Annotated in this window: 19 protein-coding genes; 13 read left to right on the forward strand and 6 right to left on the reverse strand. The window is 70.1% G+C overall.

Going from position 1 to position 23,352, the window contains the following annotated elements:
- The first annotated feature begins 100 nt into the window (after positions 1–100).
- The 6 genes from ACWEN0_RS12195 to ACWEN0_RS12220 all read left to right on the forward strand — a co-directional run bounded on the left by ACWEN0_RS12195 (position 101) and on the right by ACWEN0_RS12220 (position 8,657).
- A complete protein-coding gene (locus ACWEN0_RS12195) occupies positions 101–1,657 on the forward strand; it encodes an alpha-L-arabinofuranosidase B (RefSeq protein WP_451972253.1) in 1,557 nt (518 codons plus the stop codon).
- Between the two features lie 218 nt (positions 1,658–1,875).
- A complete protein-coding gene (locus tag ACWEN0_RS12200) occupies positions 1,876–4,440 on the forward strand; it encodes a glycosyltransferase (RefSeq protein ID WP_451972255.1) in 2,565 nt (854 codons plus the stop codon).
- Positions 4,440–5,888: a radical SAM protein gene (locus ACWEN0_RS12205; RefSeq protein ID WP_451972257.1), complete on the forward strand. Its 1,449-nt coding sequence runs from the start codon at positions 4,440–4,442 to the stop codon at positions 5,886–5,888. Before ACWEN0_RS12200 ends, ACWEN0_RS12205 begins: the two co-directional genes overlap by 1 nt.
- Positions 5,889–5,978: 90 nt before the next feature.
- A complete protein-coding gene (locus ACWEN0_RS12210; protein WP_451972259.1) occupies positions 5,979–6,812 on the forward strand; it encodes a lysozyme in 834 nt (277 codons plus the stop codon).
- Positions 6,813–6,963: 151 nt separating this feature from the next.
- A complete protein-coding gene (locus tag ACWEN0_RS12215) occupies positions 6,964–8,214 on the forward strand; it encodes a GDSL-type esterase/lipase family protein (RefSeq protein WP_451972261.1) in 1,251 nt (416 codons plus the stop codon).
- 53 nt (positions 8,215–8,267) lie between these two features.
- Positions 8,268–8,657, forward strand: coding sequence for a hypothetical protein (locus tag ACWEN0_RS12220; RefSeq protein ID WP_451972263.1), 390 nt, complete (start codon positions 8,268–8,270; stop codon positions 8,655–8,657).
- A 38-nt stretch (positions 8,658–8,695) separates the two neighbouring features.
- On the opposite strand, the gene ACWEN0_RS12225 is transcribed toward ACWEN0_RS12220, so the two are convergent.
- Positions 8,696–9,499: an SAM-dependent methyltransferase gene (locus tag ACWEN0_RS12225; protein ID WP_451972265.1), complete on the reverse strand. Its 804-nt coding sequence runs from the start codon at positions 9,497–9,499 to the stop codon at positions 8,696–8,698.
- Between the two features lie 283 nt (positions 9,500–9,782).
- On the opposite strand from ACWEN0_RS12225, the gene ACWEN0_RS12230 reads away from it, so the two are divergent.
- Complete coding sequence (locus ACWEN0_RS12230; RefSeq protein WP_451972267.1) at positions 9,783–10,424, forward strand: LuxR C-terminal-related transcriptional regulator; 642 nt, start codon at positions 9,783–9,785, stop codon at positions 10,422–10,424.
- Between the two features lie 183 nt (positions 10,425–10,607).
- Here the strand turns inward: ACWEN0_RS12230 and ACWEN0_RS12235 are convergent, their stop codons facing one another.
- Together ACWEN0_RS12235 and ACWEN0_RS12240 are read right to left on the reverse strand one after the other, a co-directional pair.
- Entirely contained in the window at positions 10,608–11,237 is a 630-nt protein-coding gene (locus tag ACWEN0_RS12235) for a ScbR family autoregulator-binding transcription factor (protein ID WP_451972269.1), read from the reverse strand.
- Positions 11,234–11,653 carry a nuclear transport factor 2 family protein gene (locus ACWEN0_RS12240; RefSeq protein ID WP_451972271.1) on the reverse strand — a complete coding sequence of 140 codons (420 nt, stop codon included), beginning with the start codon at positions 11,651–11,653 and terminating at the stop codon, positions 11,234–11,236. The genes ACWEN0_RS12235 and ACWEN0_RS12240 overlap by 4 nt, the downstream gene beginning before the upstream one ends.
- Before the next feature lie 282 nt (positions 11,654–11,935).
- On the opposite strand from ACWEN0_RS12240, the gene ACWEN0_RS12245 reads away from it, so the two are divergent.
- The 5 genes from ACWEN0_RS12245 (at position 11,936) to ACWEN0_RS12265 (ending at position 18,713) form a co-directional block, all read left to right on the forward strand.
- Positions 11,936–12,604, forward strand: coding sequence for a response regulator transcription factor (locus tag ACWEN0_RS12245; protein ID WP_451972273.1), 669 nt, complete (start codon positions 11,936–11,938; stop codon positions 12,602–12,604).
- Positions 12,605–12,705: 101 nt separating this feature from the next.
- The gene (locus ACWEN0_RS12250; protein ID WP_451972275.1) at positions 12,706–13,260 is read left to right on the forward strand and encodes a lamin tail domain-containing protein; all 555 of its coding nucleotides are present in this window, start codon (positions 12,706–12,708) and stop codon (positions 13,258–13,260) included.
- Positions 13,261–13,340: 80 nt separating this feature from the next.
- Positions 13,341–13,595 carry a helix-turn-helix transcriptional regulator gene (locus ACWEN0_RS12255; protein ID WP_451972277.1) on the forward strand — a complete coding sequence of 85 codons (255 nt, stop codon included), beginning with the start codon at positions 13,341–13,343 and terminating at the stop codon, positions 13,593–13,595.
- Positions 13,596–13,710: 115 nt separating this feature from the next.
- A complete protein-coding gene (locus ACWEN0_RS12260; protein ID WP_451972279.1) occupies positions 13,711–14,328 on the forward strand; it encodes a lamin tail domain-containing protein in 618 nt (205 codons plus the stop codon).
- Between the two features lie 473 nt (positions 14,329–14,801).
- Positions 14,802–18,713 (forward strand): S8 family peptidase, encoded by a 3,912-nt coding sequence (locus tag ACWEN0_RS12265; protein ID WP_451972281.1) that lies wholly within the window; start codon positions 14,802–14,804, stop codon positions 18,711–18,713.
- Here ACWEN0_RS12265 and ACWEN0_RS12270 read toward each other — a convergent pair.
- Entirely contained in the window at positions 18,703–19,689 is a 987-nt protein-coding gene (locus ACWEN0_RS12270) for a helix-turn-helix domain-containing protein (protein ID WP_451972283.1), read from the reverse strand. The two genes, ACWEN0_RS12265 and ACWEN0_RS12270, sit on opposite strands and share 11 nt — an antisense overlap.
- A gap of 906 nt (positions 19,690–20,595) precedes the next feature.
- On the opposite strand from ACWEN0_RS12270, the gene ACWEN0_RS12275 reads away from it, so the two are divergent.
- Complete coding sequence (locus ACWEN0_RS12275; protein ID WP_451972285.1) at positions 20,596–21,774, forward strand: DUF4062 domain-containing protein; 1,179 nt, start codon at positions 20,596–20,598, stop codon at positions 21,772–21,774.
- A gap of 19 nt (positions 21,775–21,793) precedes the next feature.
- Here ACWEN0_RS12275 and ACWEN0_RS12280 read toward each other — a convergent pair whose 3' ends face one another.
- Both ACWEN0_RS12280 and ACWEN0_RS12285 read right to left on the reverse strand, forming a co-directional pair.
- On the reverse strand, positions 21,794–22,264 hold the full coding sequence (locus tag ACWEN0_RS12280; protein ID WP_451972287.1) for an NUDIX hydrolase: 471 nt from the start codon (positions 22,262–22,264) through the stop codon (positions 21,794–21,796).
- A gap of 8 nt (positions 22,265–22,272) precedes the next feature.
- The gene (locus ACWEN0_RS12285) at positions 22,273–23,016 is read right to left on the reverse strand and encodes a DUF5919 domain-containing protein (RefSeq protein ID WP_451972289.1); all 744 of its coding nucleotides are present in this window, start codon (positions 23,014–23,016) and stop codon (positions 22,273–22,275) included.
- Positions 23,017–23,352: the final 336 nt, after the last annotated feature.

Consider the following 23,352-nt stretch of genomic DNA (forward strand, 5'->3'; position numbering starts at 1 on the left):
GGACGCGCGTGGCAGTTCGGAGCGTTGACGAAACCCGGGTGGCACTGCATAGTGACCTGCTGGTAACGCTCACATCATCGGTCCCGCTCTGGAGGCTTTTATGTCTCAACGTCGAGACATCAAAAATGTTAGCGCTAACAATCGGCGGCGGACCTGGCTGGTCCTGGCCGCTGCCGCCGCCCTGGTTTCGGCCGCTCTCACGACGGCGTCCACGGCCTCGGCCGCGACGTCGCTGCCCTGCGACATCTACGGCGCCGCGGGGACCCCGTGCGTCGCCGCGCACAGCACCACGCGGGCCCTCTTCGCCGCCTACAACGGCCCGCTCTACCAGGTCCAACGGGCGTCCGACGGCGCGAAGACGAACATCGGCCTGCTCGCGGCCGGCGGCTACGCCAACGCGGCGGCCCAGGACTCCTTCTGCACGGGCACGACCTGCCTCATCACCGAGATCTACGACCAGACGTCCCGGCACAACGACCTCACGATCGAAGGTCCCGGCGGAGCGGGCGGGCAGGACACCGGCGTGCCGGCGGACGCGCTCCCGGTGACGGCCGGCGGCCACCAGGTCTACGGCGCCTCCTTCTCCGGCCGGATGGGCTACCGGGACAACTCGACGTCCGGCGTCGCCAGGAACGGCCAGGCCGAGGGCATGTACATGATCACCTCGGGCACGCACGTCAACGGCGCCTGCTGCTTCGACTACGGCAACGCCGAGACGAACAACCAGGACACGGGCAACGGCCACATGGACGCGCTCAACTTCGGCACCGAATGCTGGTTCCAGCCCTGTCACGGCGCGGGCCCGTGGGTGCAGGCGGACCTGGAGAACGGGCTCTTCCAATCGAGCGCGGGCGGCAGCCAGAACACGGCCAACACGGGCAGCACGGCACCGTTCGTGACCGCCCTCCTGAAGAACAACGGCCAGAACTTCTTCGCGCTCAAGGACGGCAATGCCCAGTCCGGCGGGCTGCGGACGACCTACTCCGGCCCGGAGCCCACGCGGGCGGGCTACTCGCCGATGCACCAGGAGGGCGCGATCGTCCTGGGCACCGGCGGCGACAACAGCAACGGCTCGATCGGGTCGTTCTTCGAGGGCGTGATGACCGCCGGGCTGCCGACCGACGCGGCCGACAACGCGGTGCAGGCCAACGTCGTCTCGGTCGGCTACGGCGGCCCGACCGGCAGCACCGGCACACTCAGCCCCGGTTCGGAGGTCTCCCTGCGCGCGACCACCGCGTGCTGCACGAACGACTACCTGCGCCACCGGAACGACACCGCGGTGATCTCACCCGTCAGCTCCACTTTGGACAAGAACGACGCCACCTGGGTCGTCCGGAAGGGACTCGCCGACGCGTCCTGCGTGTCGTTCGAATCCCGGAACTACCCGGGCGACTTCCTGCGCCACTTCGACTTCCAGGTGCTGCGCCGGCCGATGGACGGCAGCGCCGTCTTCCGCGCCGACGCGACGTTCTGCCCGGTCGCCGGGAAGAACGGCCAGGGCTCGTCGTTCCGCAGCTACAACTACTCCGGCAAGTACCTGCGGCACTACAACGACACCGTGTACATCGCCGACACCAGCGGCGCCCACGCCTGGGACGCCGCCGGCTCGTACAACGACGACGTCAGCTGGGTCGTCGCCCAGCCCTGGGCGCCCTGACCCGGCGCTCGACGGACAGCCACGGCCGGGCCCGGCCTTCGAAGCCGACCCCGTCGGCGGGCAGCTCGATGACCTTCGCGGTCGAGAGCGCGCTCACCGCGGTGTCGCAGACGAAGCCGGGCCCGCCCGTGGTCAACCATTTCGCTCACGCGGCCGTCCGGCGCTTCGCCGCTTAGTCTGGAAAAGACGGCGAAGCCGAGACGGGGAGTCCGACATCGATGTCAGTGCTCTGGGGCGTGTCCTTCGACGCAACTCCGCTGTCCGGGGTCGTGGTCGAGTTCCTCAAGACGGCGGGCCGCCTTCGCGGGCGCCGGGTCCACCTGGACCTGGGCTACGACATCAAGGCGGACAAGGGCGCGTTCTTCCGGCCGTACCGCGAGGAAGCCGGGCTGCTGCCGGAGTGGGTGACGCTCGCCCGCGTCGAGGGCGTCGAGGAGATCCGCGGCTACGACCGCGCGTTCGTCGAGCGGACGCTGACCGAGGTCGTCCAGAACGGGACTGCCGCCCTGCGCCCGGAAATCGACCGCATCGCGGGTGAGCTGGCCGACCGGGTCGTGGCGACCTGGGAACGCCTCGGCGTGACGATGGTGGTGGTCGAGAACGGCACCCTGCCCGAGAACATCACCTACACCGAAGCGCTGTACCGCGCGATCGACCGCTACGGCGCCCGGCACCGCCTGGGCCGGTTCGTGTTCTGGCGCGACCACGACCTGATGTGGCAGAGCGAGCCGGGCATCGCCAAGTACGGGCGGTTCCCCTACCCGGGCGTGCCCGCGCCGCGGAACTCGCCGCACATCCACTACTTCGCCCTGCACGAGCAGGCGAAGGTGAAGACCCTGGAGTGGGTTCCCGGTCTGCGGAACATCGACGTCCTGCCCAACGCGTTCACCGTCGCGCCCGCGCGGATCGACGAGCGCAACGCGGATTTCCGGCGCGACCACGGGATTCCCGCCGACGTCCCGCTGCTGGCGCGGATCACGCGGATCATCCCGCAGAAGCGCGTCGACCGGGACCTCCACCTGCTGACGCTGCTCCCGGACGCGTGGCTGTTCGTGGCCGGCGACGTCGCCGAGGCCCCGGCCGAGCACGCCCGGCTCGTCGAACTCGCGACCCGGCTCGGCGTCGGCGACCGCGTCGTCTTCGGGGGCTGGCTGACGCCGTACGACACGACCGTGCCCGACCGCTACTCGGTGCGCGACCTCCTCGCGCACGCGACCGTCGTGTCCTTCCTGACCTCCTACGACTACGAGAGCTACGGCAACCCGGTCAGCGAAGCCATCGCCTCCGGGACGCCGTACATCACGAGCGGGTACGAGCTGTATAACGCCGTTTACGGCGGCTTCCGGGCGCCGGTGCTGGACATCCGGGCCCGCGACCTGCCGGACGCGGCGTTCGCCCGCGAAGTGGCCGAACTGATCACCGACGAAGGGAAACGGGCCGAAGTGGTGCGGGCGAACTCCGAACTCGGGCAGGCGCGGTTCGGCACGCGCGTCGCGGACGAGCTGGTCGGCCGGCTGTACCCGCCGCCGATGGGCGCGGGCACGCGGGTTTCGGTCGTGCTGCCGGTCTACAACGAGGCCGCGAACCTGCCGGAGGTGCTGCGGACGCTGCACGACCAGCGCGGCCCGCTCGGCAAGAGCCGGTACGAGGTCGTGCTCGTCGACAACAACTCGACCGACGACACCGTGGCCATCGCCCGTGCTTTCGCGGCGGCGCACCCGGACCTGGCGCTGCACGTGATCCACGAGCCCGAGCAGGGCGTCTCGTGCGCGCGGCGGGCGGGCATGGACTTCGCCGCGGCGCGCAGCCGCAACCGGCCCGACACCGACCCGGCGCAGCGGTTCTACCTCGTTTCGGCCGATGCGGACTGCCGGGTCGACGCGCACTGGCTGAGCGAACTGTTCGCCGCGATGGAGGAGAGCAAGGCCGCCATCGGCGTCTGCGACTACTACTACAACCCCGGGCACTTCACCGGACGGCCACGGCTGTGGGACGCGATCCAGCGGACGCTCCGGTGCCGCGCCGTCACCTTCTCGCTGTTCGGCGGCTTCCCCGACGGCAAGGGCTTCGCGGTCGAACGGGACGCCTACGAGCGCGCGGGCGGCATCGAGATCTTCTACCAGCTGCAGGACGGCAAGTTCGTCAACCACCTCTCCGACGACTGGGACTTCGGCATCAAGGTCGCCAGCGGGGGAGACGCGATCACGTACGCGCCGCGCTCGCGGGTCGAGATCAACCCCCGGCGCGTCGACCACGCCATCGACGAGGTGATCGCGGGCCGGGCCTACGGCTCGGACGGCATCATCGTCATGCGCGACATCCGGCCTTCAGCGCCCGCTGTGCCCGTTGACCTCACCGAGGCGGAGGCGCGTCAGGCGTGGGAGTTCTCGATCAAGGACTTCACGCCGAAGAACACCATCCTGCCGGTGCTCCTCACGCCCGCGCTGCTGGAGGACGACGCCGTCATCGCGTTCTTCGGCACCGACCTGGCGGCGCGGCTGGCCCGGCGGATCGAGGAGATCCGGCACGAGATGCGCGTGGTCGACTTCACGCCGATCCACGCGTACAAGACGCCGTCCTACCGGCTGTACTTCGAGTTCGCCGACGACCTGTTCGCCTGCCTGCGCAGGCACGTCGGCGAAGACATCGGCGTCCCGCCGCCGCTGCCGCCGTGCCTGGCGGACGTGCCGGAGGAGCGCTTCGCGGAGTTCGTCCACTACTACTGCGAAGACCGCGAATCGGGAGAGGCCCACAACTACTTCGGCAACGGAGGGGTGTTCTGATGACCCTCGCCTACGAAGAGGCGATCGGCTCGCTGCACGCGCTCGACCCGGCCTGGCCGCGCCCCGCCGTGCTCGACGTCCTGGCGGCACCGGAGAACCGGCACCTGCTCGACTTCGTGCAGGAGGACCCGTTCGGGGCGCACGTCTTCCCGGGCAACGTCCCCGGTTCGCCCGACGACTTCCTGCGCGATCTGGACGCGCAGCTGGCGTCATCGGGCCCGATCCACCTCTGGTCCTACATCCCGACGTGCGCGTACCGCTGCCGGTTTTGCCAGTACCCGGTGGTGCTGGTCAAGGGCAACCCCGAAGTGGCGTACGAAAAGGCGAAGCACTGGGTCGACCTGAACATCGCCGAAGCCCGCCTGTGGCTCGACGCCGTGCCGCGCCTGGCCGGCGCCGAGGTGGGGGAGTTCAACGTCTTCGGCGGGACGCCGTCGCTGCTGCCGGAACCGGAGATCCGCCGCCTCCTGGAGTTCTACCGCTCGGAGTTCGGGTTCACCGCCGGCACCACGATCCGGTTCGAGGGCGACCCGAGCACGTTCACCCCGGCCAAGCTGGCGTTGTTGCGGGACCTGGGTTGCACCAAGCTGTCCAGCGGCGTCCAGTCCTTCGACGACCACGTCCTGGAGCTGTGCGGCCGTGAGCACACCGCGCAGATGTGCGTCGACTTCGTCCGCAACGCGACGGCCGCGGGCTTCGAGTGGGTCAGCATCGACCTGATGTACGGCCTGCTCGACCAGACCCTCGACAGCGTCCGCCGCGACCTCGACGTCGTGCTGGAGAACGAGGTCACGGCCGTGGTGTGCACCAAGCTGCACCTCGCGTCCTACAGCGACACCCGCACCGGCGTCACCGGCGAGAAGCCGGCCGCGTGGCAGCTGCCGTCCTACCGGGACAAGCTGGTCCGCGACGGCCACCGCTGGCCGACGCTCGGCGAGCAGTACCAGATGCGGGAACTGCTCACCGAAGGCCTGCGCGCGGCGGGGTACACCGAGCACCCGACGATGTACTTCGCGCGGGACGGCCTCGGCCCCGAGAAGTGGAAGGCCATCATGGTCGACCAGGACAAGCAGGAGGCCGAGGTCGCGATCGGCCTGGGCGGCTCGTCGAGCTGCCGTGCGTCGGAGGCGATCACCGACGTCAACTCGAAGCGGTACAGCGAGACCGTCTCGGGCGGCCGCATCCCGCTGGGCTCGGCGACGCGGTTCACCCCCGAAGCGCAGGAAGCGCGGGCCGTCAAGATGGCGCTGACGACGTTGCAGCCGCTGCGGGACTCCCTGCACGGCTCGCGGTTCCCGGGCCGGTCGTTGTTCGCCGAGCCGTGGCTGGGCAGGTTCCGCGCATTGGAAGCACGGGGGCTCGTCGAGCTGCGACCGCACGACGGCGTCGTCGAACTCACCCGTGCGGGGGAAGTACTGGTCGAAGCGATCATCACCACAGAGCTATAGATCACCACATCGAGTGACGTAGCGCTCGCGGGGAGCGACACGGGCAGGCACCATGATCTTGGACGTGCCCGTACCGAGATCGGAGCCCCGATGAGCCGAACCGTTGCCGGACACGACGAACAGCGGTGGCGACGGCGTCTCGCCGCAGCGGGCGCCTTGGCCGCCTTCGCTTCGGTGGTCGTCGCCGTGCCCGCGGAAGCCGCGGACTACTCGCGCGCGGACACGAACTTCGCGGGCACGCAGATCGCGCTGCACGAAGGTGTGCACGGGACCGCGCGCGCCGAGCCGGCCGGGCAGACGCTCGGCCACGACGTCAGCGGGCACCAGGGCGCCGTCGACTGGGCCGCGGCGGCCGGGGGCGGCGCGAGGTTCACCTACGTCAAGGCCACCGAAGGCACCGGGTTCGTCAACCCGCAGTATGCCCAGCAGTACGACGGCGCGCACGCGGCGGGCCTGATCCGCGGCGCGTACCACTTCGCCCGCCCGGACGTCTCGGGTGGCGCCGAACAGGCCGAGTACTTCATCGCCCACGGCGGGGGCTGGCGCTCCGACGGCAAGACGCTCCCCGGTGCGCTGGACATCGAGTACAACCCGTACGGCGACGTCTGCTACGGCAAGAACCCGGCCGACATGACGGCGTGGATCAAGGACTTCACCCGAACGTACCTGGCGAAGGTCAAGCGCAGCGCGCTGATCTACACGAGCACCGCGTGGTGGAAGCAGTGCACCGGCAACGCGAACGGGTTCGGTGACACGAACCCGCTGTGGCTCGCCCGGTACGCGCCGGAGATCGGGGAGCTCCCGGCGGGCTGGGACAAGCAGAGCATCTGGCAGTTCGCGCGCAGCGGCGGCCTGCCGGGCGACCAGAACTACTACAACGGCCCGTTCGGCCGGGTCGTCGCCCTGGCCGGCGGCGCGGCTTGACGCTGCCGGCGGCCCGACAGGTCCGACAGGTCCGGCCACGGCGGCCGGTGCAGGACGGCGAGGGTGCCGAGCGTCGCCGGAATCCGGGGCCCTGACAAGAACGGACGAGCTGCTTGCCGGTCTCGTGACCCGCTCCCTACGATCAAGAACCGTGCGAGCAGCTCATCGGATCGCTGTCCTGGCCGCGGTTTCCGCATTCGTCGTCGCCTCGGCGCCCGGTGCCGACGGCGCCGGGCCGGCCTGGTTCACGTCGTGGGCGCAGTCGCAGGACGGGCACGCCGACGCGCCCGTGTCCGGGCAGACGCTGCGCATGATCACCCACCTGAGCCAGGGCGGCGACGCGGTGCGCGTCCGGCTGCAGAACACCCTCGGCACGGGCCCGCTGACGATCGGGCACGCCACCGCCGGCCTGAGCGGCACCGGCGCGTCCGTGTCGGGAGTGCGCGACCTGACGTTCGCCGGCCGGCGCGCGGTGACGATCCCCGCAGGCGGCGAGGTCTGGAGCGACGAGGCGAAGCTGGTCACGCGGCCGGACACGAACCTGGCCGTGAGCATGGCGGTCGAGGGCACCGCCGTCCCCGGCCGCCACGGCGCGGCGTTGCGCGACAACTACCTCACCGCACCCGGTTCCGGCGACCACACCGCCGACGTCTCGGCCGGGGCGTTCACCTCCACCGTCGGCGCGACGTACGTCGTGAGCGCCGTCGACGTCCACAACCCGGCGTTGAAGGGCACGGTCGTCCCGTTCGGCAGCTCGGTCGTCGACGGCATCGGCAGCACCGACTGCGGTCCCGGCTGCACGCAGCTCGGCGCGGACCGCCGGTGGACCGACGACCTCGCGCGGCGGCTCGTCGCCGCCTCGGCACCGCTGGCCGTCGCCAACGCGGGCGTCTCGGGCACGACGAGCGCGCGGACCTGCCCGGGGATGCCGCCGTCGGTCGCCGGCCTGGACGCGGCGAGCCGTCTGGACCGGGACGTTCTGGCACTGCACGGCGTCACGGCGGTCATCTACTACTACGGCACCAACGACCTGGCCTACGGTTGTGACGCGCCGACGATCCTGGCGAGCTACCGCGAAGTCTTCCAGCGGCTGCGGGACGCCGGGATCGCCGTCTACGTCACGCCGAGCACGCCCCGGCCCGGCTACGACGACCGGGCCAACCTGGCGCGGCACGACATCGGGTTGTTCGTCTCGAAGTGGAACAGCTGCGGTGGCGCGTGTTCCGGCGTCGTCGACTTCGACCAGGTGCTCAAGGATCCCTTGAAGCCGAACAGCATCCTCCCGGCGTACGACAACGGCGACGGCATCCACGCGAACGCGGCCGGCCAGCAGGCCTTGGCGGACTTCGTCTCACTGCCGATGCTCGCCCGATCCGGGCCGGTTCGTCACACGATGGGGTGACCCGGCGCGTCGCACCACCGGGACTGTGCCCGGAGGTCCGCAGAGTACGTCCCGTGAAGCACAACTCAATGGACGACGCCGGGTGCTGCCTGCTGTCGGTGGCGTGGAACGTGGCCCCGCTGACCGAAGGGCGCCCGGATTCGCGGCGCGAACGGATCCGGCGGACGGTCGTCTCGGTGTGCCGCGCCGCCGGCCACGGCGCCCGCGCCTGGGCCGTGGCCCACGGGCCGGGCACCGAAGCGGAGTACCGGCCGTTCCTGCGCCTCGCCGACGTCGCGTACGAGATCGCCACGCTGTTGTTGCTGGTGGAGGACTTCCTGGTCCCGGACCTGGAACGCGAGCACCGCCGCTGGGCCGAAATCGAAGAGCTGACTGCGCGGCTGACAGAGCTCGACGAGTGGACATCGGCCTTCCTCTTGTCAGGCTCGGCCGTGCGCTTGTAAGGCCCGCCCTGACACCTGCAAATCGGCGAGTCCCTCGGCTACCGCTTGACGCCGACGCCGGCGTAAAGCCCGTCCTCCTCGGGATCCACGACGGCGGCGAGCCGGTCCGGCCGCCAGTTCGCGGAGGTGGTCAGCCCGGGCTCGACGAGCTCGAAGCCGTCGAAGAGCGCGAGCACCTCGTCGCGCGAGCGCGGGTAGATGTTGTCCTGCGTCGACCGCATGGTCTCGGCGATCTTCGGGTCGCTGAGGACGGCGAAGTCGTTGGTGAGGTGGGTGAGCGCGAGGTGGCTGCCGGGCGCGAGCGCGTCCCGGTAAGCCCCGAAGACACCCCGCACCTCCGGCAGGTAGTGCCCGAGCGTGATGGCGAGCAGCCCGACGGGCCGGTCGAGGTCGATCAGCCTCGTCACGGCCTCGGAGGCGAGCACGGCCTTGGTGTCGGTGGCGTCGGCCTCGAGCGCCTCGGCGTTCGGATTCCCCTTGAGCAACATCCGGCTGTGCGCGACGGCGACGGGTTCGTAGTCGACGTAGACGACTTTGGCGTTCTCGTCGACGTCCTGGGCAACTTCGTGCACGTTGCCGACGGTCGGGATCCCGGAGCCGAGGTCGAGGAACTGCCGGACGCCCTGGTCGAGCATGAACCGCACGACCCGTCGCAGGAAGGCCCGGTTCCGCCTCGCCACGGACGCGACCTGCGGCTGGATGGCCTCGAGCTGCTGGGCGACCGCCCGATCGGCGGCGAGGTTGTGCGCCCCGCCGAGCAGGTAGTCGTAGATCCGCGCGGCGCTGGGCCGGGAAAGATCGGCACCGGGCGGAATCCAGTCGGCGCCTTCCTGATCGGTCATCGCTGCCCCCTCGAATCGGCTCGGCCCACCCTAGCGAAGGCGGGGCGGGAGCGGGCGGTGCGTCCTTCTGCCGGGGTCCGGGCGACCGGACGGCGGATCCGTGGTCCGGCGAACCGGTGATCTCCGGCACCGGGAGCGAAGATCCACGGGCAGCTGCGCTACTTTCCGCCGGCGACGGCGAACGGCTCCGGAGGTGACGCGGCTTGATCGGGACCACAGGTCCGAACCATTGCCCCCCAACGTGTTCTCCCGGCGGACCCGGGGAAAGCGGGGCACCCAGGCCGTGATCCGCGTTCTGCTGATCCTGTCCTGCGCGCGCCGGTCCCGGCGGATCGGGCGGCTGCTCGCCGGCGAGGCGGACATCGAGGTGCGGCACCGGGCCGCCGGGCCCTGGAGCGACGTCGTCACCGAGCTCGCGGACTTCGCGCCGTCGGTGGTGGTGCTCGACCGGGCCGCGCTCGGCGAGGAGGGCGTCACGGCCGTCGGAAACCTCGCGCGCACCGGCCGCCCGCCGGCCGTCGTGCTCGTGGCCGACGCGTACCACCCGGCGGACACGGTGCCCGCCGCGCAGGCGGGCGTGCGCGGCTACGTCGTCGACGGGGCCGGCACCGGCCCGTGGGCGGCCGTGGTCCGCGCGGTCGCGGCGGGCGGGGCCTGGCTGGCCCCGCCCGCGGCCGGCGACCTGCTCGACGAGCTCCGTGCCCGTGCCCCGCTGCGGCCGGCGCAGCCGCGGGTTCCGTTGACGGAACGGGAACTGAGCGTGCTCAGGCTCGTCGCGCGGGGCTGCTCGAACCTGGAGGTGGCGGCCGAGCTGGGGCTGAGCCAGTCGACGATCAAGACCCACGTCTCCCGCATGCTGGCCCGGCTCGACCTGCGCAGCCGCACCCAGCTGGCCGCGTTCGCCCGCGACCTCGGCATCGTGTGATACCTCCCGGCCGGGTGATACCCCGGGTATCACCCGGCCGGGGGTGGGCCACGTGCCCGCCGCGGCCGTACTTTTCCGCCGGCGGCGGAGGATTCCGCCGCCAGGGGCGAGGAGGACCGCGGCGCAGGAGCGTGCGCGGGGTCGGCTCCTGAACGGACCGGGGTGACCGGCGCCCCTCGGCGGTCACCCCGGCTCCGGGGCCTCCAGGCGCACCCGCGCCGAGGTGCCGGGTTCGACGAGCCCGGGCAGGCGCTGCCGCCACATCGCGCGGACGCGGCCGGCGAGGTCCTGCTCGCCGGCCGTGGCCCGGACGAGGAGGTGGGTGCCGGCGAACTCCGCGACGGTGCTTTCGGCGGCCGCCGGGACGTCCACGTCGCCGCGCAGTTCGCCCGCGTGCCGGGCGCCGCGCAGCAGTTCGCGCACCACGGCCAGCCAGCCCAGGAAGTGCGCGGGTGCCAGCACGTCCGCGAGCTCGGCGTGCAGCGGCAGCCGGACGCTCGCCCGGTACCCCGGATCGTGCTGCAGCCGCCGGGCGACCTCGAACGTCAGGCCGACGAGCACCTGCACGGGGCTGGACTGCCGGGCGGAGAGCCGGGCCGCCAGGTCCCACCACACCGGGCAGTACCGCTCCACGACCGCGGCGGCCAGCGCCGCCTTGGACGGGAAGTGGCAGTACAGCGCCCCTTTGGTCACCGCGGCCTCCGCGCAGACCAGCTCGAGCGTGCTCCCGGCGAAGCCGACCCGGTCGAAGATCGCGGCGGCGGCGTCGACGAGCTCCTCGCGCGTCCGGCGGCCCCGGGCGGTGCCGGTCACGCCGCGGTGCCCACCGGGTGCGCGAGGAGCCAGCACGAGTCGACGAGGTCCGCCCCGGCCGTCAGGGACACGGCGAACTCGTAGGCCGTCTCGGCGCCGCTCGCCCTGGCCTGGCAACGGATCCGGCCCAGCACCACGACGGTGTCCTCCTCGCACACCCAGCGGCCCACGGTGAGCCCGGCGACGGTCATCGCGGAGTCGAACGCGGAAAGGAAGGACTCGACCTGCCGCCGGGTACGGATTTCGCAGGCTCCGCCCGGGTTTTCCGGGGTCGGACCGTGCCATTCGACGCGCGGCGCGAGCAATTGCGCGACGCCGGCGAAGTCGCCCGTGCCGAACCGCAGGAGCACCTGTTGCGCGAGGACGATGGCGGCCGGGTCCGGGCGGTGGCAGCGGGCCTGGGCAGCAGGGTTCACGCGTTCTCCTGGGGATTCACGGTCGGTGGCCGGCGGGGCGACGATACCGGAAATCGCGCGTGTCACCGCGTGACGTCCGTGATTCATCATTAGGAACGACGGCATTCGCCGGTGATCTCTCCGCCGTTTGCGAGAGTTGCCGCTGCGGATTGTTTCGCCGGGCAATCGAGGACGGTTTCGTCGTGTGAACGCCACGTATCACCCGGATGACGGTCTGCGCGTGGCGAAGAAAGCGGCAGGATCGCATCCGGCCGGAGCCGGACGAGACACCGAAGGGGAACCATGCACTGCGTCACGACGCTCGTGGTGGACGACCAGCCCGTGCTGCGGTACGCGATCCGGCAGCTGCTGCGGGACTACGCCGGGGTGCGCGCGGTCACCGAAGCCGGCTGCGAACGGGAAGCCCTGCGGCAGTGCGAAACCTCCCGGCCCGGCCTGGTCATCACCGAGCTGTCGCTGGCCGGGGAGCCGGCGGGAGCGGGCATCTGCCAGTTCGCCAAGGAACGTCTCGACCGCGCGGCCGTGCTGGTGTTCGCCGGCGATGCCTCGCCCGCGGCCGTCGCGATGGCGCTGAACGCCGGCGCCGACAGCTTCGTGCACAAGTCGGCCAGCGGCGCGCGGCTGATGGCCGCCGTGCGGGCCACGCTCGCGGGCAGCCGGGTCTGGGTGCCGGCGGGGGAGACGGCGCCGCTGCTCGCCGGGTCCCTGCCCTACACCGGCGCGATGACCAAGCGGGAGGAGGACGTCCTCGCCCTGATGCTCTGCCGGTGGTCGAACGACGAGATCGCCGGCGAGCTGCACCTGGCCCGGCAGACGGTGAAGAACTACGCCAGCCGGATCCTGCAGAAGCTCGGGTTCTCGAGCCGGCGGGAGCTGGTGCACGCGCTCGCGTCCGGCGTCGCCCCGGTGCCCTGCGCGACGCCGTTGCGCCCGCCGGGTGCCGGCGGTTGACCCGGGCGCGGTACCGGCGGTACCGGGAGTACTGCTCGCGGGCCAGGTTCGGTACCGGCCGGTCCCTGTGACCCGGAGATCTTTTTCCTAGTGTGGCCGGAGTGAGCACTTCGGCGTCGGCGAGGCAGCCGTTCCCCCGGGAGGCCGGTTCCGTGATCGCGCGAGGCGCGCTGGCCGTGTCGCTCGCGCTCGGCGGGGTCCCGGTACCGGTCGCCGCGGCCTCGGTGGTCAAGATCCACGAGGTGCTGGCCGGCCCGGCCGGGTACCTGGTCCTGCACAACGTCGGCGCCGCGGACGTGGACCTCGGCGGCTGGTCCGTGCGCTCGTGCACGGGCAGCAGCCCGGCGCCGGTCGAGCTGGCGTCGCTGCCGGCAGGCGCGGTGCTGCCGGCCGGCGGGCACTTCCTGATCGCCTCCGCGGGCTTCGGCGGCACGGAAGCGGCGCAGCTCGTCGTGCCGGAGGTGCCCGGCGACGGCGAAATGCTGCTGGACCAGCGCCGGGTGCGGGCCGACGCCGTCGGCTGGACGGCGTCGTCGCCGTGCCGGGAGCGGCAGGCCGCGGCGCCGTGCCCCGGGCTCGCGGAATCGCGCGACGCCGCGAGCCGCGACACCGACGACAACCTCGTCGACTTCAGCTGCGTGCGAGCGCGGAACTGAATTTCCGTCGAAATCCGGAGAAAGGGGTGTTCGTGGTGCCCGCAAAAAGCAGGCGCGGGGAAAGAACGTCGTTCGATTCGATGTGCGAACTGCTGGCCGAACGGCGGACGGCGCTGGGCTGGTCCCAGGACGACCTGGCGGCGAGGCTGCACGCGATGTCCGGCAACGACAGCGTCACCCGGGAAGAGATTTCCCGGTGGGAGCGGGGAAAACGCATCCCCGGACCGTACTGGCGCAGCTGGCTCAGCCGGGTGCTGGAAACCCCGTGCACGGAGCTGGAGCTGGCCGCCGCCGTGACCCGGCGGCAGCGCCGGCTGGCTGAAAGTACCGGATAACTGGCCCCTTCCGATCGCGTCGATCTTCCTTGGATACTGGTCCGGCCACCGACGGAAAACAGTTCCGGAATGGTGGACAGCGGTATTCTCAATTCCTCCCCGAAAGGATTCGATCATGCGTCGTCTTCTGGCTTGCTCGGCGATCCTGGCCTCGGTAGCGGGCCTCGCGGCCGGTGGTGTGGCCGCCGCGACCGAAGAGCAGCCGGCCGTTTCGTCGTCGGTGGTGATCAACGAGGTCTCGACCCGCGGCCCGAACGGCCCGACCGACGAGTTCATCGAGATCCGCAACGTGTCCAACCGCGCACAGGACCTGACCGGCTACACGATCCGCGTCTACGGCCCGGGCAACGCGGTGCTGGACACGATCGCGCTGCCGGCCGGCACGGTGCTGCAGCCGAAGGGCAACCCCGGCCAGTTCGTGGTCCTGACCGGCCAGAACTTCTCCGGCACGATCGCCGACCAGACCAACGTGGTGCCGTTCTTCCTCTCGACGGTGGAAGGCATCCCGACGAGCGGCGGCGTGGCGGTCTTCAGCCAGACGGGCGCGAAGGTCGACGGCGTCGCGTTCAGCACGTCGGCGTTCACCCCGCGCGAAGGCCAGGCAGCGGTCCCGGAGACCGCGGCGACCGAGCAGCTGGCCGGTGCGAGCGCCCGCGACATCCTGAGCACGGACACCGACAACAACCGCCTGGACTTCTCCCTGCACCAGCGCACGCCGGGCATGGAGAACTGACCTTCGCCCAGCGGCATCGCCGGTGACCCCGATCGGGTGCCGGCCACCGCCCCGGAAGAACCCCGACCCGGCGGCGGAACCCCTGCCGCGGCCGGGCCGTGACGGGCAGGCACCCTCACGGCCCGGCCGCACTCCACCCGGCGGCGCCCTGCTTCCGGTGGCCGCCCTGCATCCGGCGGCCGCCCCTGCCTCGCGGGCGCCCACGACCCTCGCGTGCGGCATCCGCCAGGCGCGGCGGAGCGCCCGCCGCGACCGGGCCGTCAGAGCGGGGAGACGCTCCGGCCGGGTCGCACCCCGGAAGGCCCGGGCCGTCACTCGGCCCGGGCCTTCCCCTTGGCGGGATGTCGCCGATGGCGACACCCCGCCAGCCGAACCCGTGTCTTTCTGGCAAAACCTCGCTCATCCTCGGAAAAACCCTCGCGGCGGCCGTGCTCCACGGCCGCCGCCTGGCATCCGAGGAGAGTGAGGTCCCGATGTCCCCGCGCCCCCCTCACCGGCCGAAGCGCCGTCACCTGGCCGTCGTCGCCGCGATCGTCCTGTCCCCGCTGCCCGCGCCGGAAGCTGCCGCGGCGACAGCAGCGGCGCCGCCGCCTGCCGTCCACCGCGTCACGCTGCTCACCGGCGACGTCGTGACCTACGAACAGGACAGCGCAGGGCACCGCACCGCCCAGGTCGAACCGGCGTCGAGGCCGGACCGGCCGCAGCCCGCCTTCACCATCACGACCACGGCCGAAGGCCTGCTCGTCTACCCCTCGGACGCCCTCCCGCTGGTCAGCACCGGCGTGCTGAACCGCGACCTGTTCAACCTCACCGAGCTGGTCGGCGACGGCCGGGACGACGCGGCCACCGCGACGATCCCCGTCATCGCCCGCTACGGCGGCCGCACCGCCCTCTCCGCCACGGCCCTGGACGCGAAGGCGAAAGCCCTCCCGCGCACCGACCGCCGGATCCCGCTGACCACCGCCAACGGCGTCGGCCTCCGGGTCGAGAAGGCCGGCGCGGCCGACTTCTGGCACGCCCTGGTGACCCGGGACGCGACGGGCAAACCCGCGCTGGCCAACGGGGTTTCGGCGGTCCAGCTCGACCGCAAGGTCCGGGTGGCGCTGGACCAGAGCACGATCCAGGTGGGCGCGCCGACCGCGTGGCAGCACGGCCTGACCGGGGCCGGGACAACGGTCGCCGTCGTCGACACCGGCATCGACGCCGGCCACCCGGACCTGGCCGGCAAGACGGTCGCCGCCGCGGACTTCAGCGGGGAAGGCGACGTCGTCGACCGCAACGGCCACGGCACGCACGTCGCGTCGATCGTCGCGGGCACCGGCGCCGCTTCCGGCGGGCGCTACAAGGGTGTCGCGCCGGACGCGAAACTGATGGTGGCCAAGGTCTTCGACGCCTCGGGCGAGGGCGACACCGCGCAGGTGATGGCCGGCGTCGACTGGGCCGTCGCGCAGGGCGCGAAGATCGTCAACCTCAGCCTGGGCGCCGGGGTGAGCGACGGCTACGACCCGCTGAGCCAGCAGCTGGACACGCTTTCGGCGGACAAGGGCACGTTGTTCGTGGTCGCCGCGGGCAACGCGGGTCCCGGCGACCGGACCGTGACGACCCCGGGCGCGGCGGCGTCGGCCCTCACCGTCGGCGCCCTCGACCGCGACAACTCCTTGGCGTGGTTCAGCAGCCGCGGCCCGCGCCTGCGCGACGCGGCGGTGAAGCCGGAGATCGCCGCGCCGGGTGTCGGCATCGCGGCGGCCCGCGCGGCCGGCACGGCGCTCGGCGACCCGGTCGACGACTTCTACACCCGGCTGTCCGGCACGTCGATGGCCACGCCGCACGTCGCGGGCGCGGCGGCGATCCTGCTCCAGCAGCACCCCGGGCTGTCCGGGGAGGCGCTGAAGAACGAGCTGGTCAGCACGGCGAAGGACGTCGGCCTGCAGTGGTACGAGCAGGGTTCCGGGCTGCTCGACATCGCCCGCGCCGTCACCCAGGAATCGAGCGGGACGGCCGTGGCCAGCTTCGGCCGCACCGAACGCACCACGGCGGCGCGGATCACCCGGACGCTGACCTACGCCAACACCGGTGACAAGCCGCTCGACCTCACGCTCAAGCTCCAGGTGCACCCGTGGGACGACCAGGCCGCGCCCCTCCCGGGGATGCAGCTGTCCGGGACGACCCTGTCCGTGCCACCGAACTCCACGAAGTCCGTGGAGCTGAGCGAAGATCCGAACCAAGGCACCGCCGGCGTCTACGGCGGCTCGGTGCTGGCCACGACCGCGGACGGGTCCGACGCCGTGCGCACCGCGGTGAGCGCGTACAACGCGGCGGCGCTCGCGCCGGTCACCGTGCGGGTACTGGACTCGACGGGGGCGCCCGCGTCGCTGGCCTCGGTGCAGCTGATCGACGACAGCGCCGGCACCGCCAACCGCAACGACCCCTTCCTCGACCAGGTCAGCCAGCAGGTCGACCTGGTGGACGGCGTCGGCCGCGTCGGCGTGCCCGCCGGCCGGTACTCGGCGCTGGGCTGGATCGTCGAAAACGGCGCCGCGGCGCGCCGCTGGTCGGCCGTCAGCGCCGCCGGGGTCGCGGTCACCGGACCGGCGGAGATCACCCTGGACGCGGCGACCGCCGTCCCGGCCACGTTCGTCATGCCCGAGCCCGCCGATCTGCGGGACCGGACCGTCATGCTGCGGCGGGTGATCCCGGCGTCGGCGGGCACGAGCGGCTACATCGGCGAAGCCGGGCTGTCGACCGGCAGCGCCGCGTGGGACGTGCGGGTCGCGCCGGCGCCGGCCACCACGACGGGCACGATCTCGGTGCAGGACAGCGCGGTCCTGTCGTCGGCAGCCGTTTCCCTCACCGCGGGAACAGCCGTGCTCAACCCGGCGTACGACGTCCCGTCGCTGACGGCGAAGCTGCCCGGCGAGCGGACCCTGCCGCTCGTGTTCGCCGAGGCGGCGAACCTGGCGGCGGCCGACGTCCGCGGGAAGGCCGTCCTCGTGCGGCTCCCGGCGGGCACCCCCGAGGAGGTCGCCGCGAGCGCGTCGGCCGCGGCCCGCCAGGTGGCCGCGGCGGGCGGGACAGTGTTGCTGCCGTACGCCGGTGCGGCGCCGATCCCGGGGCTGACGAGCACGGTGGTCCCGACGCTTTCCCTGGGCTCCGAACAAGGTGAGGCGCTGCGCGCGGCGACGTCGGTGCACCTCGTGGTGCGCGCGGCACCCGACGCGATGTACAACCTCAGCTACTTCGACCGCAACGGCGTGCCGAAAGACCTCACGCGCCGGGTCGACCGGGTGTCGCTGGTCGCGACGAAGACGGCCTACCACGCCGACCGCCCGGACCTGAGCGGGCAGAAGACCTGGTACGCGTTCCCGACCGGCTCGTGGAAGACGCAGCTCGTGCAGGGCGAGAAGATCCCGGTGCCGGGCACGTGGACGGAGTACACCGGGCCGGGCGACGACCGGCTCGTCTGGAAGCGCGTGGTGACGTTGTCGGGCACCGACGCGACGGGCAGACGGGCGTCACTCGCGATGAACCGCCAGGGCACCTACCGCCCGGGCGAGCGAACGCGGCCGGACGAGCACTGGTTCCGCGCGCCCCTGCACAGCACGGCGGTGGAGCTGCCGCTCGACCACCCGGCCCGCTACCCGGCGACGGCGAGCGGCTGGACGGTGCTGTGCTCGCTGTGCCGCGGCGGGACCGACCCGGACCTGTTCGTCCCGGCTCTGCAGTGGACGGACGGCGCGAACTACACGAGCCCCTACGAAAACGCCCGCTACTTCACCGGGACGACAGCGCGCCTGTTCCGCGACGGCGCCGAAGTCCCACGGTCCAATGCGGACGATCCGCTGGCGCTGTTCCCGGTGTTCCGGCTCGCGCCGGAGCAGGCGACCTACCGCCTGGACGTCACCGACGTGATGCCGGCCCAGGCCTGGGTGGGCACGCCGAGCACGGTCCTGTTCCAGCGCGCGCCCCGCACCGACACGTCGTGGACGTTCACCTCGGCGCGCTCCGCGACGGCGCCACCCGCCGGGTACACCTGCTACCCGGCCGGGACCGCGTGCTCGTTCCAGCCGCTCATCCAGCTGGACTACCGGATCCCGCTGGACCCGGCGAACCGGGCCCCGGCGAGTCCGGCGTTCACGTTCGACATCGCGGCGGCGTCCCATTCCGGCGCCCGCGGCGGCCCGGTGACGCAGCTGAAGGTGTCGTCCTCAGTGGACGAAGGCCGCACCTGGACGGCGGCGGTGGCCAAACCGCACGGCGACGCGGTGTGGACGGTGACGGTGAACCAGCCGTCGGGCGGCTTCGTCTGGCTGCGCACGGACGCCCGGGACGCGTCGGGCGACACGGTCACGCAGACGGTGCAGCGGGCGTACGAGCTCACTCCCTGACGTCGGGCCGGGGGAGCGCGACCCACCCGCGCGCGGCGGCTTGCAGCCCGGCTTGGAACCGGGTGCCGGCGCCGAGCTGGTTCATCAGGTTCTGCAGCCGGCGCTGGAAGGTCCGGTAGCTCATGCCGAGCTGCTTGGCGATGCTGCGGTCGGGCAGGCCGGTCGTGAGCAGGGCCAGCAGCCGGGCGTCATCGAAGGAGAGGACGCCCGGCTGCTCGGCGCCGGGGAACCGCAGCGGCAGCCCTTCGCGCCACAGAAGCGCGAAGAGCGCACCGAGCGCGTCGAGGAGGGCACACCGCCGGATGACGAGCGCGGAGCGGATTTCGGGAAGATCGGACCGCAGCGGAACCAGCCCGAAGTCCCGGTCGACGAGAATCATCTTGACGGGCGCCTCCGGCACGACGCGGGCTTCCTCGCCGAGCACGAGCCCGGCCTCGAGATCGGTGGGAAGATCGTGCACTTCGAGCGCACTCCGGTCGTAAACCCCCCGAAACCGAACCCCGCGTCCGAGCAGCTCCCGTTCGGCGGGATGCAGGACCGTGGGCGGTTGCGCATAGGGCGGCTTGTCCACGAAGGTGACTTCCTGCTTGGCCCGCCGCAGAAGCTGGTCGGCGCGTTCGGCAATGCGCTCGTGGCCGTGCACGACCTCGACGAGGTCGACGGAATGCTGCGCGGGAGCGTCCCGAAACCGCTGTTCAAGCCGTTCACAGACCAACCGCGCGGCGGCCAGTTCCTGCTGCTTGCGCCCGAGCATGGCCCCGAGCGCAATCTCCGGCTGCACGGGCGCGTAGGCCTTGGGAGTGCCGGGAAGCCGCGCGAGCAGCCCTTTCCTGGTGAGGACGCGCACGATGGGCCCGAGCTGCTCATCGGAGAGCCCGGTGGCCTCCCGGAGTTCGGCGTGGGTCATCGACCCGGAGCCGGCAAAGGCCTGGTAGACGTCGAGGTCGGCTTCCCGGAGACCGATGATGTCCAGCATGACCCTCCCCGCGGGGCTTTGCTGCACGTTAGCGCCGGGGCGGCGCGGGGGAGGGTACGGAAGGTACTTCCGGACGGCCCCGGAGACGACGAAAGCCACGTCTACCTGGGTAAACGTGGCTTGTCCGTCGGGCTGACAGGATTTGAACCTGCGACCCCTTGACCCCCAGGACGGGGGCGTCGGGGTTTTCGCAGCTCAGGGCCCGTGTACGTGATCAACTGGCGTGTCGGGAATGCCTGGTCGTTCACTGGCGTGCACGACGTGTGGTCCCCCGGTGGTCCCCAAGATCGGGCTTGATCGACCAGATCGCGATGATCTGCTCCGGTGTTCTGCTCGACCTCGGCGTTCCTGCCTCTTAGGTGGGCTGAGCTGCGGTTTTGTCTGTCACCAGTTCTCGCGGGTGCTTGCCTCTTCCTGACCTCTGACGGCCTGGAGACGGCCTGGCGGACCAGTCACACCCTGCCCTGCATCCCGATACGAAGCCTCCACGCGGCCGGTGGTGCCGGGTCAAGACACGCTTCATCGTCTTGACGCGGTGCTACCGGCCGTTGTCACGATCAGGCGTCGGGATGGAGGTCTCCCACGACGGTGCGTAACGGAGATCGAGTCACGAACGACCCGAATGTCACCAACGCTCGTAGCTTGCCGAGGAGACCGGGATGGCCCAGGGGACTCGCGTGCCGCCGCCGCGCGGCGCTGCGCCAGGTGACCCGCTGGCGGCCGCACCGCCCGGCCGGCGGGCGGAGCGGAGCGGCAGCCCGCCGTGTCGGAAGCGGATGCGGCCGCCAAGGCGAGGAGCTACGTAGGTGACAGGCGTGCCGCCTGCGGCGGCACGCCCTTGATCCCATAGAGCCAAGTTCGGCAAAGCTAATAGTCTTTACGCGATGAATAAATTAGGAGGCCAGGTTGCCTGACCTGCCACGCTATCAGGTTTTTATAAGCTCAACCTATACCGATCTGATTGAAGAGAGGCAAGCGCTTATCTCTACTCTCCTGCAGCTTCGAGCATTACCGGCTGGAATGGAGCTTTTTCCGGCTGCAGACGACGAAGCCTGGGAGTTAATCAAACGAGTGATCGACGAGTCGGACTATTATCTTCTGGTTATTGGTGGAAGGTATGGATCGACGGATTCTGACGGGGTCAGTTATACGGAAAAGGAGTATGACTACGCTACTGCGCAAGGTAAGCCAGTGATGGCGTTTCTTCACAAAAGTCCTGCCGACTTGCCGATGAGGAATAGTGAAGGGGACCCCGAAGCTCGAGAGCTTCTGCAGAAATTCCGAAAAAAAGTAGAAGTAGCGAAACATGTAAAATTCTGGAGTAATGCCGAAGAATTGTCTGGCAAAGTTGCGCTCTCTTATACATCGTTTACTTCTAGATATCCCGCCGTGGGTTGGGTTAGGGGTGGAGCGGGAGACTCTGCTGAAACCTTGGCCAAGCTGGCCGCGGCTCAGGATAAAATTGCAGCCTTGGAAAGCGAGATAAAGCATGACGCCTTTCAGCCGCCTGTGGGTGCTGCTGGCCTCGCCGATGAGGACGAGTATATCGAGCTCACTTTGCCGGCGCGCATGCGAATCCGCAACTTAGCTGGCAACTCTGGTTTGTCTGATTATCAAAAAATTGTCGGAAGCGGATCCATGACGTGGAACGAGATCCTTTTTGGACTTGGTCCGCTAATGCTGGACGAAGCAATGCAGTCACAGCTTCAAGTTCGATTCAATCAAGAAGTTTCACGCCTTAATAAGGAGGATGTTCTCGAACAGGCGATCATGTGGGCGGAAGAGAAAATTCCGAAGAGTAAACTTCGAAAAGTGGAAGGGGTGACTTCAATATTCCCCGATGTTGAGATCGACGAAGTAAAGGCAAGTCCCAGTGATTTCGAAACGGCGCTTCTACAACTTCAGGCGTTGGGCCTCGTAGAGCGAGGTACGAGAAAGCGGACAGCCTCTGATCGTGGGATTTATTGGACCCTGACACCTTGGGGGCGAACTCGATTAACTCGCTTGCGTGCGGTTCGCAAGGGTGAGACTAAGCCTCCAGAGGCTGAAGTCGAGGATGCAAGCTCGGCGGATAGCCAAGATTGACTATGGTGGATTCAAGTGACTATGTGAATACGGTCTCATGCCGGTTCTCTAATGCGTGTTCTAGGCGGAGTTGGATGGATTTATGAATCTTCAAGGCTGGTAGATCAGCCTCACCGACCCAAAGTACTTCGCTGCTCTCAATGCTCGTGCTGAGATGGCCTCCGGTGGGGCGTGCTCGGAAGCAGATCGAGAACTCTTGGCGAACTTCTCCGTCGTCGTAGGCAATGACATGCTTGGGGTCGGAGTAGAGTCCAATCACGCCCGTCACCTCGCATTCGACGCCGGTCTCCTCGCGAACCTCCCGGACGGCTGCCTCGGCCAGGGTCTCGCCGAGCTCAAGCTGGCCACCTGGGATGGCGTACAGGTCGTTGTCCGTGCGCCTGATCATCAAGATCCGGCCTTCGCTGTCCTGGATGAATGCTGACACTGCGACTGCGATGCTGTTGGCCTTGGGTGCGTTCGGGTCGTTGTAGTGGTCGACTCGGGTCATGCTGCCTCCTAGAAGGTGGCCGGCTTGGCGAGGTTCCAGACTGACTCGAAGCTCTCCGAGTACGTCTCGAAGAGGTCCCCAGCGGAGAGTCTCCGCAGGTGGAGGGACGGGGCGTGGGCTCCCTGAAAGCCGTACACGTGCGTGTTGATGATCATCTCGTCGTCGAACCGGAAGATCGAGTTGTAGAGCGTCGTGTTGTGGAACCGCATCTCCACGCCGTCGACTCCGACCAAGGGTCGGTACGACGCCAGCGCGTTTCGGATGCGTGCCGCGAGCGTCCCATCGCCGAGCTGTTCTTCCTCGCCGCGTAGGGCGACGCTCTCCCCCTCGGGGTCTCCGAACACGAGCCGGATTCGGGCGCCGGCGGCTGCCTTGGCTGTCAGGTCCTTTATGAACCGCGGGCGCTCCACCAGGAACAACGCCGCGTGGACCAGGATCTCCACGGTCTCCGTTGCTTCCTTGATCAGCCGATCCCATAGCTCGACGGGGACGGCGTTGCGGTGCGGAAAGACCTGCACAAGCTCGGCAGCGGCTGTCTCGGCCTTGCGCTCCGGGGCGACGGAGTCCGGCCACAGGTAGGTCTCTGACTCGCGGGCCATGGCGGCGATCTTGTGCCGGTGCTTGGGGTAGGGCGTCCGGTTCTTGGTGATCCAGCGCTCGACGGTCTTCTGATCGACCCCGACGGCCTTGGCGACCTGCTCCAACGTCAGGCCGTTGCGCAGCAGCGCGTCACGCAGGCGTTCGTTCGGCATCGGCACCCCTTGGGACGTGTAGGGACGTCTTCGACGGTACCAGGGACGTCCCGAGATGTCCTGCCATGTGGTGATCACGTCCCGCGTTTTGGCGGAGTCTGGGTGTCAGGTTGCCGGGGCAGGCCCGGTGGCCAGGAGACCGAGGAGGTAGGCGTGACCATTGAAACCGCCGTCCGGCCGGCTGGCTTGGACAAGCGGGCGGTACCTCGCCGACGTGCGGCGTAGGCGCGGCGTGGCATGCGCGACACGGTTCAGATCCACGTCACGGCTGATCTGCCGATTCGTGTCAGGGCGCTGACGTACGCAAACCGCGCGGAAGTCCGGTTCGGCAAGGCG

This window comes from Amycolatopsis sp. NPDC004378 (assembly GCF_053602455.1).

Bases quoted from the DNA above. Each gene is read 5' to 3' on its own strand.
- ACWEN0_RS12285 (WP_451972289.1), bottom strand. From the start codon at position 23,016: ATGCCGAACGAACGCCTGCGTGACGCGCTGCTGCGCAACGGCCTGACG.
- ACWEN0_RS12265 (WP_451972281.1), top strand. From the start codon at position 14,802: ATGTCCCCGCGCCCCCCTCACCGGCCGAAGCGCCGTCACCTGGCCGTC.
- ACWEN0_RS12225 (WP_451972265.1), bottom strand. From the start codon at position 9,499: ATGACCGATCAGGAAGGCGCCGACTGGATTCCGCCCGGTGCCGATCTT.
- ACWEN0_RS12210 (WP_451972259.1), top strand. From the start codon at position 5,979: ATGAGCCGAACCGTTGCCGGACACGACGAACAGCGGTGGCGACGGCGT.
- ACWEN0_RS12255 (WP_451972277.1), top strand. From the start codon at position 13,341: ATGTGCGAACTGCTGGCCGAACGGCGGACGGCGCTGGGCTGGTCCCAG.
- ACWEN0_RS12245 (WP_451972273.1), top strand. From the start codon at position 11,936: ATGCACTGCGTCACGACGCTCGTGGTGGACGACCAGCCCGTGCTGCGG.
- ACWEN0_RS12280 (WP_451972287.1), bottom strand. From the start codon at position 22,264: ATGACCCGAGTCGACCACTACAACGACCCGAACGCACCCAAGGCCAAC.
- ACWEN0_RS12200 (WP_451972255.1), top strand. From the start codon at position 1,876: ATGTCAGTGCTCTGGGGCGTGTCCTTCGACGCAACTCCGCTGTCCGGG.
- ACWEN0_RS12195 (WP_451972253.1), top strand. From the start codon at position 101: ATGTCTCAACGTCGAGACATCAAAAATGTTAGCGCTAACAATCGGCGG.
- ACWEN0_RS12270 (WP_451972283.1), bottom strand. From the start codon at position 19,689: ATGCTGGACATCATCGGTCTCCGGGAAGCCGACCTCGACGTCTACCAG.
- ACWEN0_RS12205 (WP_451972257.1), top strand. From the start codon at position 4,440: ATGACCCTCGCCTACGAAGAGGCGATCGGCTCGCTGCACGCGCTCGAC.
- ACWEN0_RS12260 (WP_451972279.1), top strand. From the start codon at position 13,711: ATGCGTCGTCTTCTGGCTTGCTCGGCGATCCTGGCCTCGGTAGCGGGC.